General features: G+C 42.3%; 14 protein-coding genes. 9 read left to right on the top strand and 5 right to left on the bottom strand.

From position 1 onward, the window contains the following. The first annotated feature begins 56 nt into the window (after positions 1 to 56). A complete protein-coding gene (locus V6M43_RS12675; protein WP_332735790.1) occupies positions 57 to 1,892 on the top strand; it encodes a UbiD family decarboxylase in 1,836 nt (611 codons plus the stop codon). A gap of 15 nt (positions 1,893 to 1,907) precedes the next feature. Here V6M43_RS12675 and V6M43_RS12680 read toward each other — a convergent pair whose 3' ends face one another. From V6M43_RS12680 to V6M43_RS12690, 3 genes are read right to left on the bottom strand one after another with little or no spacing between them, the layout of a single operon-like run. Then, complete coding sequence (locus V6M43_RS12680) at positions 1,908 to 2,804, bottom strand: SMP-30/gluconolactonase/LRE family protein (RefSeq protein ID WP_332735792.1); 897 nt, start codon at positions 2,802 to 2,804, stop codon at positions 1,908 to 1,910. A 9-nt stretch (positions 2,805 to 2,813) separates the two neighbouring features. Further along, positions 2,814 to 3,575: an SDR family NAD(P)-dependent oxidoreductase gene (locus tag V6M43_RS12685; RefSeq protein WP_332735794.1), complete on the bottom strand. Its 762-nt coding sequence runs from the start codon at positions 3,573 to 3,575 to the stop codon at positions 2,814 to 2,816. 18 nt (positions 3,576 to 3,593) lie between these two features. Further along, entirely contained in the window at positions 3,594 to 5,309 is a 1,716-nt protein-coding gene (locus V6M43_RS12690; protein ID WP_332735796.1) for an IlvD/Edd family dehydratase, read from the bottom strand. Between the two features lie 77 nt (positions 5,310 to 5,386). Between V6M43_RS12690 and V6M43_RS12695 the strand changes: the two genes are divergently transcribed. Next, positions 5,387 to 6,055 (top strand): DUF2461 domain-containing protein, encoded by a 669-nt coding sequence (locus V6M43_RS12695; RefSeq protein WP_332735798.1) that lies wholly within the window; start codon positions 5,387 to 5,389, stop codon positions 6,053 to 6,055. A 90-nt stretch (positions 6,056 to 6,145) separates the two neighbouring features. On the opposite strand, the gene V6M43_RS12700 is transcribed toward V6M43_RS12695, so the two are convergent. Then, positions 6,146 to 7,135: an aspartate-semialdehyde dehydrogenase gene (locus V6M43_RS12700; protein WP_332735800.1), complete on the bottom strand. Its 990-nt coding sequence runs from the start codon at positions 7,133 to 7,135 to the stop codon at positions 6,146 to 6,148. A 256-nt stretch (positions 7,136 to 7,391) separates the two neighbouring features. Here V6M43_RS12700 and V6M43_RS12705 point away from each other — a divergent pair, with 256 nt between their 5' ends. Next, the gene (locus tag V6M43_RS12705; protein WP_332735802.1) at positions 7,392 to 9,068 is read left to right on the top strand and encodes a lamin tail domain-containing protein; all 1,677 of its coding nucleotides are present in this window, start codon (positions 7,392 to 7,394) and stop codon (positions 9,066 to 9,068) included. A 3-nt stretch (positions 9,069 to 9,071) separates the two neighbouring features. Here V6M43_RS12705 and V6M43_RS12710 read toward each other — a convergent pair whose 3' ends face one another. Then, positions 9,072 to 10,004, bottom strand: coding sequence for a PfkB family carbohydrate kinase (locus V6M43_RS12710; RefSeq protein ID WP_332735804.1), 933 nt, complete (start codon positions 10,002 to 10,004; stop codon positions 9,072 to 9,074). Positions 10,005 to 10,191: 187 nt separating this feature from the next. Between V6M43_RS12710 and V6M43_RS12715 the strand changes: the two genes are divergently transcribed. The 6 genes from V6M43_RS12715 (at position 10,192) to paaD (ending at position 14,734) form a co-directional block, all read left to right on the top strand. After that, positions 10,192 to 10,782 (top strand): TetR/AcrR family transcriptional regulator, encoded by a 591-nt coding sequence (locus V6M43_RS12715; RefSeq protein ID WP_332735805.1) that lies wholly within the window; start codon positions 10,192 to 10,194, stop codon positions 10,780 to 10,782. Between the two features lie 45 nt (positions 10,783 to 10,827). Beyond that, a complete protein-coding gene (gene paaE / locus V6M43_RS12720; protein ID WP_332735807.1) occupies positions 10,828 to 11,910 on the top strand; it encodes a 1,2-phenylacetyl-CoA epoxidase subunit PaaE in 1,083 nt (360 codons plus the stop codon). A gap of 100 nt (positions 11,911 to 12,010) precedes the next feature. Next, positions 12,011 to 12,970: a 1,2-phenylacetyl-CoA epoxidase subunit PaaA gene (gene paaA, locus V6M43_RS12725; protein ID WP_332735809.1), complete on the top strand. Its 960-nt coding sequence runs from the start codon at positions 12,011 to 12,013 to the stop codon at positions 12,968 to 12,970. A gap of 22 nt (positions 12,971 to 12,992) precedes the next feature. Continuing rightward, positions 12,993 to 13,373 carry a 1,2-phenylacetyl-CoA epoxidase subunit PaaB gene (gene paaB, locus V6M43_RS12730; RefSeq protein WP_442902316.1) on the top strand — a complete coding sequence of 127 codons (381 nt, stop codon included), beginning with the start codon at positions 12,993 to 12,995 and terminating at the stop codon, positions 13,371 to 13,373. Between the two features lie 23 nt (positions 13,374 to 13,396). Next, entirely contained in the window at positions 13,397 to 14,206 is an 810-nt protein-coding gene (gene paaC, locus V6M43_RS12735; protein ID WP_332735811.1) for a 1,2-phenylacetyl-CoA epoxidase subunit PaaC, read from the top strand. Further along, entirely contained in the window at positions 14,207 to 14,734 is a 528-nt protein-coding gene (paaD, locus tag V6M43_RS12740) for a 1,2-phenylacetyl-CoA epoxidase subunit PaaD (RefSeq protein ID WP_332735813.1), read from the top strand. Positions 14,735 to 14,771 lie beyond the last annotated feature (37 nt).

A 14,771-nucleotide genomic window follows, 5' to 3' on the forward strand; every position in this document is an offset into this window, starting at 1 on the left:
TAAAAACACTGGCAAGCTTGCCGGTGTTTTTCTTTTTTCACCTATTACTTTTGCATATGGCTTATCAATCAATGGAAGAATGCCTGCTAGATCTGGAAAAAAACGGACAGCTGGTACGAATAAAAGAAGAAGTAGACCCCTATCTGGAAATGGCGGCCATACATTTAAGGGTATACGAGCAACAGGGGCCAGCATTGCTTTTTGAAAATGTAAAAGGAAGCCGTTTTCGGGCAGCGTCAAATATATTTGGCACGCTTAACAGGAGCAGGTTCATTTTTAGGGAAACCCTTCGCTCGGTACAGCAGATCATTGCGTTGAAAAATGACCCGGTGAAAGCGCTAAAGAATCCATTTGGAAATGCTGGCGCCGCATTTGCTGCCATTAAAGCTTTGCCGATGAAAAATCCTGGCAACAAGCCAGTTTTACAGCAGGAGATCCGGGTTTCGGATATTCCGCAAATACAGCACTGGCCAATGGATGGCGGCGCTTTTGTTACCCTGCCCCAGGTTTATACCGAAGATATTGACAAGCCAGGTATAATGCATGCTAATCTTGGAATGTACAGGATCCAGCTCTCTGGTAATGAATATATACCTGATAAAGAAGTTGGGCTGCATTACCAACTGCATCGTGGTATTGGCATTCATCAAACAAAGGCTAACAGCAAGGGGCAGCCGCTGAAGGTTAGCATCTTTGCCGGCGGACCTCCCTCCCACACTGTTTCTGCAGTTATGCCATTACCAGAAGGCATTAGCGAAATGACATTCGCCGGAGTGCTTGGTGGACGTAGGTTCCGATACAGCTATGAAGATGGATTTTGTATTAGCACTGATGCCGATTTTGTTATCACCGGTGAAGTTTATCCAGGTGAAAACAAGCCGGAAGGACCCTTTGGCGATCATCTTGGGTATTATAGTCTGACACATCAATTTCCTGTCATGCGTGTACATAAAGTATACGCACGAAAAAATGCCATCTGGCCATTTACTGTTGTAGGCCGGCCGCCCCAGGAAGACACGAGCTTCGGGCAGCTCATTCATGAGATGACTGGTGCCGCAATACCCCAGGAGGTGCCGGGATTAAAAGAAGTGCATGCTGTAGATGCTGCGGGTGTTCATCCCCTGTTACTGGCAATTGGGAGCGAGAGATACACCCCTTATACACCTACAAAGCAACCTGCAGAATTGTTGACTATAGCTAATCACGTTCTGGGAACAGGTCAGCTAAGTCTTGCTAAATTCCTATTTATAACAGCTGATGATAGCAACAGGTTAACCACCCATAACGTTGAAGACTACTTGCAGTTTGTACTTAAGAGGATCATGCCAAACCGTGATATTCATTTCTATACTAATACTACAATTGATACGCTTGATTATTCGGGTACAGGGCTCAATACCGGCAGTAAAGTTGTTTTTGCAGCTTATGGTGAAGAAATAAGGAGCTTATGTTCTGAGGTTCCGCAAGTTATTAAGGACCTTACAGGAATTACGGATGTAAAATGGGTAATGCCAGGTATAGTCGCAATTCAAACGTCAGGATATAGCACGGAGCATGATGCACATAATACTATTCAGAAAATGGATGAGCAGCTGAAAAACAGGTTAGACAATCTCCGGGACCTGCCTTTAATCATATGGTGCGACGATGCGGGTTTCACTGCTGCAAGTCTTCGAAATTTTTTATGGGTCAGTTTTACAAGATGTAATCCGTCACACGATATACATGGTATAGATAGTTTTATCTCTCATAAGCATTGGGGTTGTAATGGCCCTATTGTAATTGATGCCCGGATAAAACCACATCATGCACCAGCTGTTGAGACCGATGCCGCAACTGAAAAAAAAATAGATCGGATATTTGCTAAGGGAGGAAGTCTTTCTGCGCTATGATTAATCAACTTTCTATTACTGCACAAATTCAACTGTAGGCATACCCGTATAACCACAATTACGGGCTACAAACAGTTTACCAGCGTCTGGCTGTTGCTTTAATTCATCATCAGAGAGGCCCTCTTTCGAAGAACTAATGTAAAGGTCAGTCAGGTCATCTCCCCCAAAGGTGCAGCAGGTTGGCCTGGCCACTGGCATAGGAATTTGATGGAGTTTTTCACCTGTAAATGGATTCCATCTTGTTACCTGCCAGCCATCCCAATGAGCAATCCACAACATGCCTTCGTTATCGATTGTCATGCCATCGGGAGACCCATCTTCCTTAGGCACCCTGATCACAATTTTTGGGTTTGAAATGTCACCATTCGAATTATTATAATCATAAGCAGTAACGGTCATTGTAGGTGTATCAATAAAATAAAAACGGTCCTTTTCCCTGCTCCAGGCCATTCCATTTGAAATAGTAGTTTTTGATATTTTTAGTTTTGGGTGAAGATCTTTATCCAACATATAAACTTCTCCAATTTCCTTTGTATCTGTCATAGACATTGTACCAGCCCAAAATCTGCCAGCGGGGTCACATTTTCCATCATTAAAACGAATTTCCTCCTTTAGATTAAGCGGATCTTCAATCATTTTTACCTCGCCATTTCCCCTGTCAACAAATGCGAGTCCTTTTTTTAAAGCGGCGATATAATTTCCGTTCTTGCAAATTGCCAATGACCCTATCATCTGGCTAACCGGAATGGTTTTCATGGATCCGGTTTTCACGGATAATTCATGAATCTCCCCCTGTACAATATCGACCCATATGATTTGGCTAAGGGTTGCATTCCATACAGGACCTTCGCCCAATAAACAACTATGATGAGAGGCTATAGAGACGTTTGCTTCAATGGGTCTAACTTTCATAATAAAATTTTAAAATGGAGAAGGGCTTATGCAACTCCAACCTCCATCAACAACAATAGTTTGGCCGGTTATATGGCGCGCTCCATCAGAAACCATAAATAGGGCAATCCCTGTTATATCATTAACTGTTGCCGGCCTTCCCATCGGAGTTAGCTTAGACCAGGTTTTTATATAATCCGGATCATTAAGTGTTCTCTCCGTTAACGTGGCTCCGGGAGCAATCGCATTTACATTTATCCCATAAGGAGAAAGTTCAATTACAAGGTTACGCGCCAACATTTCAATGGCAGCTTTACTCATGCTATAAGCTGCGAGGTCTTTATGAGCCTGATGCCCCGTCACAGAGGATGTAAATAAAATAGTTCCCCCATTTCCCTGATTACGCATTTGGCTTGCTGCCGCCTGTGCCAAAAAAAATGTGCCGCCGAGATTTACGGCCATCACCCTATTGAAATCCTGGGGGGAATAGGTAAAAAAATCGCCAAACAGAGTGATACCGGCATTAGCAATAACGATATTTAATTGCCCAAATCGGGATATTGTTGTCTCTATCATTCTGGTTATAAAAGCGGTATCACCGCAGTCACCGGGAAACGAAATACAAGAGCCCGGTAATTCCTTATTTATATTATTCACTGCTTGTTCTGCAAGTACGGAGTCAATATCATTCAGAACTACGATTGCTCCCTGTGAAGCTAGCTGACTGCAAATCTCAAAACCGATCCCCTGCGCGGCACCGGTCACCAGAGCTACTTTATCCTTAAACTTCATATCAGTATTTTTTTATCCTCAATGAGAATCCCGGCTGAGCTTGCTCCCCGAGTTACCCCGTAAAAAATCCAGGTCTGCTCCCAAATGAGCTTGCTGAACATGGTTTATATAAAGACTTACATAACCTCTTTCAGTAATTGTTGTCGCAGGTTCAAAAGTATTTTTCCTTTCAGCGAGTTCTTCTTCAGTAAGTGCAACGGAGAGGGCTCGGTTTGCGACATCTAGTGTAATAATGTCGCCAGTTCTGATCACTGCGAAATTACCACCCAATGCTGCTTCAGGTGACACATGCAAAACCACTGTACCGAAGCCAGTGCCACTCATCCGCCCATCTGAAATGCGCACCATGTCCTTAATTCCTTGGTCGAGCAATTTTTTTGGCAGGCCCATATTACCCACTTCTGGCATTCCAGGATATCCTTTTGGGCCCACATTCTTCAATACCAGTATAGACGACTCATCCACTTCCAGATCATCACTATCAATTCTTGCTTTATAATCTTCAATATTTTCAAATACAACCGCAGCACCCGTATGTTGCAAAAGGTGGGCACTTGCAGCTGATGGCTTTATAACCGCGCCATTCTCACATAGATTTCCTTTCAGTACAGCCAAGCCACTGGATAGATTAAAAGGACTATCAAATTTTGCAATAACTTCTTCATTATAACCTTTTGCGTCATTATTATTTTCCTTCACTGTTTTACCGTTTGCAGTTATACAATGAGGATGAAGATGTTTCTCAAGTGCTTTCATAACTACAGGCAATCCACCTGCATAATAAAAGTCTTCCATGAAAAAATTGCCTGAGGGCTGGAGATTAACAAGGAGAGGGATGTTAGCCGAAAGTGGGTCTAACTCAGAGAGTTCCAGTGGTATACCCATTCGACCGGCTATTGCTAATAAATGAATTACAAAATTAGTTGAACCGCCAATAGCAGCATTAACCATAATTGCATTTTCAAATGCCTCTTTTGTAAGAATTGAAGAAAGTGTGAGATTTTCCTTAACCATTTCCACAATGCGCAGCCCCGATCTTTCAGCTAAAACCTTACGACGCGCATCTGCAGCTGGGATGGCAGCATTGCCTGGGAGCGATAAACCCAATGACTCAACCATACATGCCATCGTGGATGCAGTTCCCATTACTGCACAACTTCCCCTACTCCTGCACATCGCCGATTCAATTTCCCTTAACTCTTTTTCCTCCATCCTATTTGCACGCAACTCATCATGGTAACGCCACACATCACTGGTACCAATATGCTGTCCTTTATAATTTCCGGTTAACATCGGCCCCCCTGAAACAACTATTGCGGGTATGTCAACACTGCAAGCACCCATTACCAGGGATGGAGTAGTTTTATCACAGCCGCATAGCAGTACTACTCCGTCAAGAGGGTTTGCCCTGATAGATTCTTCCACATCCATACTGGCGAGATTCCTATAGAGCATGGCCGTGGGTTTGATAAGTGTTTCGCCGAGCGACATAACAGGAAATTCCACAGGAAAACCACCTGCCTGCAGGATACCCCGTTTAACCGATTCGGCCAACTCGCGGAAGTGCGCATTACAGGGTGTAAGCTCACTCCAGGTATTGCAAATACCTATGACGGGTTTATTATTAAAGGCTTCATCAGGTATGCCCTGGTTTTTCATCCATGCCCTGTAAATAAAGCCGTCTTTACCCTCCCGGCCAAACCATTCAGCGCTTCTCAAGGTTATCTCTTTCATATGTTGCTTTAAATTAAGCAATCAGCAGCAACTCACGACCAATTAATAGTATTAGAAATTTATTGCAACTTTGAAGTATGCTACAAAAATCAACCGTCATTTTTCTGAAATCATTGAAGAAAAACAACAATAAGCCCTGGTTTGATGAACATCGAAAGGTATATGAGCATGCTAAAAAAGATATGGAACAGATGGTTCAGTCAGTCATTGATATGCATGGCAAAAAGGATCCTTTGATTGCCGACCTGAAGGCAAAGGAGTGCATGTTCCGTATCAACCGCGATGTTCGTTTCAGTAACGATAAATCACCCTACAAAACAAATTTCGGAGCAAGTATAAATGGGGGTGGAAAAAAATCTGGTCTGGCTGGTTACTATATCCATATCGAACCAGGCCAAAGCTTTACAGGAGGCGGATTATATGTACCTATGCCTCCTGCACTTAAAAAAGTTAGGCAGGAAATCGATTATAACCTCGAGGAATTCACTAAAATCCTCCAATCCAAAAAATTCAAATCGGTATTCGGTTCCCTTTCTGAATGGGAGGGTGTTAAGCTCTCCCGCGTTCCGCAGGGTTTTGATAAAGACAGTTCAGCGGCACCTTACCTTTTGTTTAAAAGTTATATAGCTGATAAACCATTATCTGATGAGGATCTGGTTGATAAAACACTCATTAAAACAATTCTATATTCTTTTGAAACATTGCAGCCTCTATTGCAGTTTCTGAACAGGGCTTTGGAAGACTGAGATAGGTAACAGGTAAGGTAAGAGGTAAGGTAAGAGGTAAGATTTAAGATTTCTAAGGTTAAATCTTAAATCTTACTTATTCCTATTGAATTATAAAAGCTTTTTTTTCAATAAATATTCTGCTATCTGAACCGCATTAGTAGCAGCACCTTTGCGCAAATTATCACTGACGATCCACATGTTTAATGTATTTGGTTGTGACTCATCACGACGAAGCCTGCCAACAAATACGTCATCCTTTTCATGTGCATCTTTTGGCATAGGATATTGTGCATTTGCAGGATCATCAACCAAAATAACGCCCGGAGCTTCAGATAAGAGAGACCTTATTTCATTGAGATCAAAATCCTTATTGAATTCCACATTTACACTTTCGCTATGTCCACCCATTACTGGTATTCTTACTGTGGTAGCAGTAACTCTTATACTATCATCGCGCATTATCTTTTTGGTTTCATTTACCATTTTCATTTCCTCTTTAGTGTAGCCATTATCCATGAACACATCAATCTGAGGAATAACATTAAGATCGATGGGATATTTATATGCCATCTCCCCTTCGATGCCTTCGCGTTCGTTCATTAATTGAGTAACCGCTTTCACGCCTGTTCCGGTAACACTTTGATATGTAGACACAACAAGTCTTCTGATACCATATTTTTTGTGAAGGGGGTTCAATGCTACAACCATCTGAATGGTAGAACAATTGGGATTGGCAATAATCTTGTCCGCAGATGTCAAAACATCAGCATTGATTTCCGGTACAATAAGTGGTTTTGAGGGATCCATACGCCACGCGGAAGAATTGTCAATTACCGTTATACCTGCTTCCGCAAATTTGGGTGCCCATTCAAGAGAGGTACTACCTCCTGCAGAAAACAATGCGACATCAGGTTTAGCTGAGATAGCATCTTCCATACTAACAACTTTGTATGATTTTCCCTTAAACACAACTTCTTTTCCAACTGACCTTTCAGAGGCCACGGGCAGTAGATCGGTGAGGGGAAAATTCCGCTCTGCCAGAACCTGTAACATTTTGGTGCCAACAAGACCGGTGGCACCCACAACTGCGACTTTCATTTTCGTTTTGCTTGCTTTATTGTTTAAAAAAAAGCCTTCCCTGATGGGAAGGCTTGAGTCTATTTATACGAACATATACGACTATCAAACACCTTCCTGCTGTGGGAGCTGTTTCTTAATCTTCGTAGTATGTTTCATCATTGCCATGAATACGAAAATACAGTGAAGGGTTTTTTCACCCAAATATTATTTTGCTATTGCATATCATCCGGGCAAAAACGAGCTTTATGATATGCTTTGTAAATCCATTCTACTAATGCTCATTCTCTGCACTCAAACTCTTTCTGGGCAAGGGTTAAAGGTTGTAATAACAGAAATTATGGCAGACCCGGTTCCCGCGGTTGCACTGCCTCCGGAGGAATACATTGAACTAACAAATATTAGCGGTGAACGCATTGATCTCTCGGGTTGGGGTCTGGGAACCGGGCGCAATCCAGCTATTATTCCAGATGGTGTGGTACTCGAAAAAGACAGCATAATTATTATCTGCGGTAAACAATCAGTTACCCATTTGCAGGTTTATAGCAGAGTTTGGGGGATTGAGCGCTTCCCCACTCTTCTGAATGATGGCGATACTCTTATTCTTTATGATAGAGATTCAGCTATACATCATGCAGTAAGTTATAATCCTATAGTAATGCCAGCCCATAAAAGAGATGGTGGCTGGAGTTATGAGCTTGTGGATGTAAAAGCAGCATGTTCCATCCTATCTAATTGGATCGCTAGTAGTAACACTCTGGGTGGCAGTCCGGGCATACCCAATAATTCCCCAACTTCAATACCTGATCCTAAACATTTCAGCTTATTGCATGCATATACTTTGGATTCCATGAATATAATATTGGTATTTAATGATTCTGTTGACACTGCTTCTGCAAGATTGAGGGAAAGATATATTCTGGAACCGGCTATCCCGATTAATGATGTGTTTTCATTGTCACCATTCTATAATTTGATCCGCTTAGAGTTAAACGATGCTATGGAACCAGGTAAAATCTATAATATCACTGCCAGAGACCTGCAAAATTGTTTACAGGAACCCTTAAGTGCTTTCAATGGAACCAAAACAGGTATTCCCCACACTTTTCCGGATAATATCATAATCAACGAGATCATGAATGACCCCCCTCCTGGGGGGAGTGATTATTTTGAGATATATAATAATGGCGATAAAATAATTGACCTAAAATATATACGCGTAGGAAACCGAAATAGCAGAGCAGAGATAAGTTCAGTGAAGCCTCTCGGTGAGTCTACCCGTTATCTGTTCCCTGGTGATCATATGGCGTTCACGACAGATCTTGCATGGGTTGGCAATAAGTATCATCTTAAGGCTCCATCACAAGTGATCACTATTGCATCACTTCCGTCATGGCCTAATGAAACAGGAAATATAGTTCTACTGGATACAGCAATGAAAGTGATTGATGAACTTAAGTATAATGAAAACTGGCATTCTGAACTAGTGAGAATAAGAGATGGTGTATCACTGGAAAAGATCAATCCCCGCGCTGAAACACAAGACAAAAATAATTGGTACTCGGCCGCTATGCATTCAGGATATGGCACTCCTGGATACCAAAATTCTCAACATATAAGCAACCAGATCCATGACGATGAAGTATGGCCTGAACCGTCCCTCTTTTCACCTGATGGGGATGGAATTGAAGAGGATTGCGAAATAAAGTATCGTTTTCAGGAAACGGGAACAATAGCTACCATCCGCATCTTTAGTCGTAATGGTCAGGTTCTACGGCACCTGGCGAATAATGTTCTCTGTGGCAGGGAGGGGAAATTCAGCTGGGACGGACTGGATGATAAAGGCAAAAAAGCAGGTCCTGGTATCTATATTATTTCAACTGATGTATTTCAATTAACAGGAAAAACAAAGCGTTACCGTTTTGCGGTAACGCTTGCCAATAAAAATTTCTGACGATCAAATATTATTTGTGAGTGTTATGTCGAAGTTTACGAGGTCAACAAACTGTTGTACACGCTGATCAATATCCGAAATAGTTATTTCTTTCATTCTGGTTGTGCCAAATTTCTCCACGCAAAAGGATGCAAGGGCAGAACCTTTTATTATTGCGGTTTTCATATTTTCGAAAGAGATGTCCTTAGTAGCAGCAAGATGACCAATGAAACCACCAGCAAAGGTATCCCCGGCTCCTGTAGGATCAAATACATCTTCCAGGGGCAAAGCAGGAGCAAAGAATACATTCTCATCGTGGAATAAAAGGGCACCGTGCTCGCCCTTTTTGATAACAACATATTTAGGGCCCATTTTTCTGATCTCTTTTGCAGCCTTTACCAACGAGAATTGGCCACTCAGCTGACGCGCTTCGCTATCATTCAACATCAAAACATCCACTTCCTTTAACACTTCCTCAAGATCGGGCATAGCAATATCCATCCAGAAATTCATCGTATCCATTACTATTAACTTCGGACGTTGTTTTAATTGCTTTATCACACTCAGCTGGAGGCTGGGCATCAGGTTTCCTAACATAAGAAATTCCGATCCCTGGTAACTGTCTGGTACTACAGGATCAAAATTGGCCAACACATTTAACTGGGTGTCTAACGTATCGCGGGTATTCATATCAAGGTGATATTTTCCCGCCCAGAAGAACGATTTCTCGTCCTGTTTTATTTGTACCCCTTCTAATTGAACTCCGCGGGCTGCAAGGGCATTAAGCTCCTCCTGTGGAAAATCATATCCAATCACTGAAATCTGATTTACCGGACGTACAAAATTTGAAGCACTCCAAGCTACATAAGTAGCGGAACCACCAACGATCTGGCCACTTTTTCCGAAAGGCGTTTCAATGGCATCAAAGGCCATAGTACCCACAACTATTAAAGACATATAAGAGGTTTGTTGTTTGAGGTTTGAAGCTTACGGTTAAAAATGTAAATCCAGCCCTTAGAAATTGCTGTGGAACCGGTTTAAAACCATAAACCGGCGCAAAACTAGCCGATTTTTTCCAAAATATTGGGTTTGTGGGGAATAGGGGCATGCAACTAACAGCTGTTCGTTTGTATATTTGGATGTTATGGCTAAGATCAAAAGCAAAACCAACGGTACCAAGAAAGAAGTGATTGTGGATGCAGCCACCAGGCTCTTCCGGGAAAAAGGCTTTAAAGCTGCTTCTATGCGTGATCTCGCAGAAGCAGTTGGTGTTGAGGCCGCTAGTCTTTATAACCATATTCAGAGTAAAGAAGAACTATTGCAGGAGATATGTTTCAAGGTGGCCAATGCCTTCAACCAGAAATGTGATGAGATCGAAGCGAGTGGTCTCGCTAATATCCGCAAGGTGGAGGCGATTCTGCGATTCCATATCCAACAAATGTTCAATCATTATGAAATGGTGATTGTGGCCGATCGTGAATGGCGCCACCTATCCGACCCATATCTTTCAAACTATCACAACCAACGCCGTGCATACAGAAAGAGGATAGCCGGAATCATTGAAGAAGGCATTTCAAACAAAGAGATCAAGGACGTGGATGCCCCTACCGTTGTATTGATAATGCTCCATGCTGTAAATGGCATAGAAAGCTGGCATCGAAGCAAGGAAAAGATTAGTCCCAAACAACTTGAAGAAAATATGGTCCTCATCATGATCGAAGGACTTAAAGCATAATCACCTTCACACAAGGTTATTCACGTTATTATTAGAACGATTGCAATGTCTATCCATTTCCACAAGCTTACCATCTGCGATATTCGAAAAGAAACCAATGATTGTGTTTCAATTGCCTTTGACATACCGGATAACCTAAAGGAGACCTTTCGATTCAGGGAGGGACAAAACATTACAGTACGCACCAACATAAATGGAGAAGAGATCCGGCGTTCTTATTCCATTTGTTCTTCCCCGTTTGATAATGAACTCAGGGTGGCTGTTAAATCAGTACAGGATGGTCGTTTCTCAAAGTTTGCTAATGAAAAACTTCGTAAGGGTGATAGTCTTGAGGTGCTTCCTCCCACTGGAAAATTTCATACTGACCTGGATGCCAATCATAAGAAAAGTTATCTGGCCTTCGCCGCAGGTAGCGGAATCACTCCCATACTATCTATAATCCGCACAACCCTTGCTACTGAGCCTAAAAGTAATTTCACTCTTGTTTATGGAAACCGTAACAGAGGATCCATCATTTTTAAGGAAGTCCTGGAAGCGTTGAAGAACCGATTCATCAACCGATTCCGTGTGATCCATGTACTTAGTCGTGAACGCACTGATTCAGCTGTTAATGCTGGCCGTATCAATGCAGAAAAAGTGGCCGAACTTTCAAAGCAGTTGGTGAATATTCCAGCTACGGACCAGTTCTTTATATGTGGACCGGAAGAAATGATATTTTCTGTTCGTGATTATTTATTGAATAATGGAGTTGCCGCACAAAAAATCCATTTCGAACTCTTTACAACACCAGGACAGAAACTAAAAGATACCACAATCACGACCCCGGATATTAAAAATGATGGACCCGTTGCCAGGGTATCAGTAAGGCTGGATGGCATTGGTTTTGATTTCGAACTTCCCTATAATAGCATATCTATTTTAGATGCAGCATTAAAGCAAGGTGCCGATCTGCCTTATGCGTGCAAAGGAGGAGTTTGTGCCACTTGCCGGGCAAAACTTATTAGCGGAAAGGTATCAATGGACATTAACTATGCACTTGAACCCGATGAGTTGGCGGCAGGATTTATACTAACCTGCCAGAGCCATCCACGAACAGATTCAGTTGTGGTGGATTTCGATACCAAATAATATCCGTCTGACATATGTCAGGACATATGTTCGAATTTAAGTAGCGACATACGTCAGATGGGTACTAACAATTGTTAGTTTAATTTCCTAAATTTGAAGGATGGAAACAACGCAAATGAATCAAAGTCAGGAGCAATATTTTCAGGGTAAGATCGATGAGGAGATTAGAATTGAACCCCGCGACTGGATGCCGGAGAAATACCGCCAGACCCTTGTCAGGCAAATTTCGCAACACGCACACAGTGAAATAGTGGGAATGTTGCCTGAAGGTAACTGGATTACCCGTGCCCCATCTCTCAGGAGAAAGGCTACTCTTATTGCTAAAGTTCAGGATGAAGCCGGTCATGGACTCTATTTGTATAGTGCCGCTGAAACGCTCGGTACAAGCCGGGCAGAAATGATCGACCAACTCCATTCTGGTAAAGCGAAATATTCCAGCATATTTAACTACCCAACATTGTCATGGGCGGATATTGGTGCAATAGGGTGGCTTGTTGATGGTGCTGCTATCATGAACCAGGTTCCGCTAACGCGAACATCCTACGGTCCTTATGCCCGAGCCATGGTTCGGGTATGTAAGGAAGAAAGTTTTCACCAACGTCAGGGGTTTGAAATTTTGTTAACCTTAAGCAGGGGAACTGAAGCCCAGCGTGCAATGTGCCAGGATGCTATAAACCGCTGGTGGTGGCCGAGTGTGATGATGTTTGGTCCCTCAGATGATGCATCACCTCATACTGCGCAAAGCATGAAATGGAAAATCAAAAGGTTTACTAATGATGAACTGCGACAGAAATTTGTTGATGTGTGTGCAGAACAGGTAAAGATGTTGGGCATGAAGCTGCCTGATGATAATTTAATGTGGAATGAGGAGAAGGGACACTATGATTTCGGCACTATTGACTGGCAGGAGTTCTGGAATGTGGTGAGCGGTAACGGACCATGCAACCGCGAGAGGCTTGCAGATCGCATAAAAGCACATGAAGAGGGCGCCTGGGTAAGAGATGCAGCAATGGCATATGCAGAGAAACAGCGAAAGAAAACAGAAAGATCAGTTGCCTGATAGCAACATAAAATATAGCGTTATGAAATACTATATCAAAAATCAATTATATGGTGATTATGGTGACCGGGAGGGAGTAAAATCATCAGGCACAGGTATGGGTGGTGGCTTTGAGGATCTATCTCGCGACTGGCCTCTGTGGGAAGTTTTTATCAGAAGTAAGCAAGGGCTTGACCATAAACATGTTGGCAGCCTGCATGCTGCCGATGCACAAATGGCCATAGAGAATGCCCGTGATGTATATACAAGACGACAGGAAGGTGTAAGTATTTGGGTGGTGGAGAGCAAACATATTCATGCATCTAACCCCGATGATGCTGAAAGTTTGTATGATCCTGCCAATGACAAGATATACAGGCATCCCACATTTTATGACTTGCCGGATGAATTGAAACATATGTAAAAGCAGTAGATAGAGTAAATATTATGAACCGAGAACTTTTCCTGTATACACTTCATCTTGCAGACAATGCGCTTATACTTGGTCATCGCAATAGCGAATGGACTGGTCATGGGCCAAACCTCGAACAGGACATCGCTATTTCAAATATTGCTCTTGATCTTATTGGACAATCAAGAAATTTATATCAATATGCAGCATTACTATTCAATAAGAATAATGATGCATTATCATTTCTGATTAACTCACCTGCTTTTCAACAGGTTCCCGGTGAAATTGATGAAGACGACCTGGCTTATTTGCGTGATGTAAATGAGTTTAGGAACTGTTTACTCGTTGAGCAACTCAATGGCGATTGGGCCCGTACTGTCACAAGGCAATTTTTATTCAGCGCATACCAGGAACAACTTTACAGGGGGATGCAGAAAAGCAGCGACATGCAATTAGCTGCAATCGCTGAGAAGTCTTTGAAAGAAGTTTTATATCATGTTCGCTGGAGTGGGGAATGGATCATCCGATTGGGAGATGGTACTAATGAAAGTAGGCAACGAATGATTAACGCAATAGAGAGCCTTTGGGCTTTCACGGGTGAATTATTTCATCCTGCCGATTATGAAAATGAAATGGCCTCAGCAGGAATAGCTCCTTTCTTAAATGATATAAAGCAGGCCTGGTTGGAAAAGATAACTGATACATTTAAAACTACTACATTGGAATTGCCGACAAACACCTGGATGCAGCAGGGTGGTAAGAATGGTGTACATACGGAACATCTTGGATTTCTTCTTGCAGAGATGCAGTACCTCCAAAGAGCTTATCCCAATAGTGAATGGTAAATGGAAGCTATAAACGATAATAAGCAATCGGCTATTAATGATCCAGTAGCTAACACGGTATGGAAATTGCTGGAAGAAGTTCCTGATCCGGAAGTACCTGTGCTTTCGGTTATTGATCTTGGTATTATTCGTAATGTCATCGTATCAGGCAAATCTGTTGAGCTAATGATTACCCCTACGTATACTGGTTGTCCGGCCATGGATGTAATCAGCATGAATATTAGAATGATTTTGTTGGAAAAGGGATTTGGTCCCGTGATATTAAAAACGGTTCTTTCCCCCGCCTGGACTACTGAATGGATGACAGAAGCTGGCAAGGAAAAGCTTCAGGCCTATGGTATTGCTCCGCCAAATGCTAAACAACAGGTGTGCACACCCGCATATTTCCAAAGAGAAGAAGCAGTTCAGTGCCCTCATTGCAGGTCATGGAATACTAGAATGATTAGTGAATTTGGTTCTACCGCCTGCAAGTCTCTTTATAAATGTGGTGATTGCCAGGAGCCTTTTGACTATTTTAAATGCCATTGATTCTACAATGTTTCCAATACATCACTAATTTCAGATC

The organism is Flavihumibacter sp. (genome assembly GCF_036676075.1).
Taxonomy (GTDB): domain Bacteria; phylum Bacteroidota; class Bacteroidia; order Chitinophagales; family Chitinophagaceae; genus Flavihumibacter.

Coding starts and splice junctions, on each gene's coding strand:
- V6M43_RS12675 (WP_332735790.1), top strand. CDS start 57: ATGGCTTATCAATCAATGGAAGAATGCCTGCTAGATCTGGAAAAAAAC.
- V6M43_RS12680 (WP_332735792.1), bottom strand. CDS start 2,804: ATGAAAGTTAGACCCATTGAAGCAAACGTCTCTATAGCCTCTCATCAT.
- V6M43_RS12685 (WP_332735794.1), bottom strand. CDS start 3,575: ATGAAGTTTAAGGATAAAGTAGCTCTGGTGACCGGTGCCGCGCAGGGG.
- V6M43_RS12690 (WP_332735796.1), bottom strand. CDS start 5,309: ATGAAAGAGATAACCTTGAGAAGCGCTGAATGGTTTGGCCGGGAGGGT.
- V6M43_RS12695 (WP_332735798.1), top strand. CDS start 5,387: ATGCTACAAAAATCAACCGTCATTTTTCTGAAATCATTGAAGAAAAAC.
- V6M43_RS12700 (WP_332735800.1), bottom strand. CDS start 7,135: ATGAAAGTCGCAGTTGTGGGTGCCACCGGTCTTGTTGGCACCAAAATG.
- V6M43_RS12705 (WP_332735802.1), top strand. CDS start 7,392: ATGCTCATTCTCTGCACTCAAACTCTTTCTGGGCAAGGGTTAAAGGTT.
- V6M43_RS12710 (WP_332735804.1), bottom strand. CDS start 10,004: ATGTCTTTAATAGTTGTGGGTACTATGGCCTTTGATGCCATTGAAACG.
- V6M43_RS12715 (WP_332735805.1), top strand. CDS start 10,192: ATGGCTAAGATCAAAAGCAAAACCAACGGTACCAAGAAAGAAGTGATT.
- paaE (WP_332735807.1), top strand. CDS start 10,828: ATGTCTATCCATTTCCACAAGCTTACCATCTGCGATATTCGAAAAGAA.
- paaA (WP_332735809.1), top strand. CDS start 12,011: ATGGAAACAACGCAAATGAATCAAAGTCAGGAGCAATATTTTCAGGGT.
- paaB (WP_442902316.1), top strand. CDS start 12,993: ATGAAATACTATATCAAAAATCAATTATATGGTGATTATGGTGACCGG.
- paaC (WP_332735811.1), top strand. CDS start 13,397: ATGAACCGAGAACTTTTCCTGTATACACTTCATCTTGCAGACAATGCG.
- paaD (WP_332735813.1), top strand. CDS start 14,207: ATGGAAGCTATAAACGATAATAAGCAATCGGCTATTAATGATCCAGTA.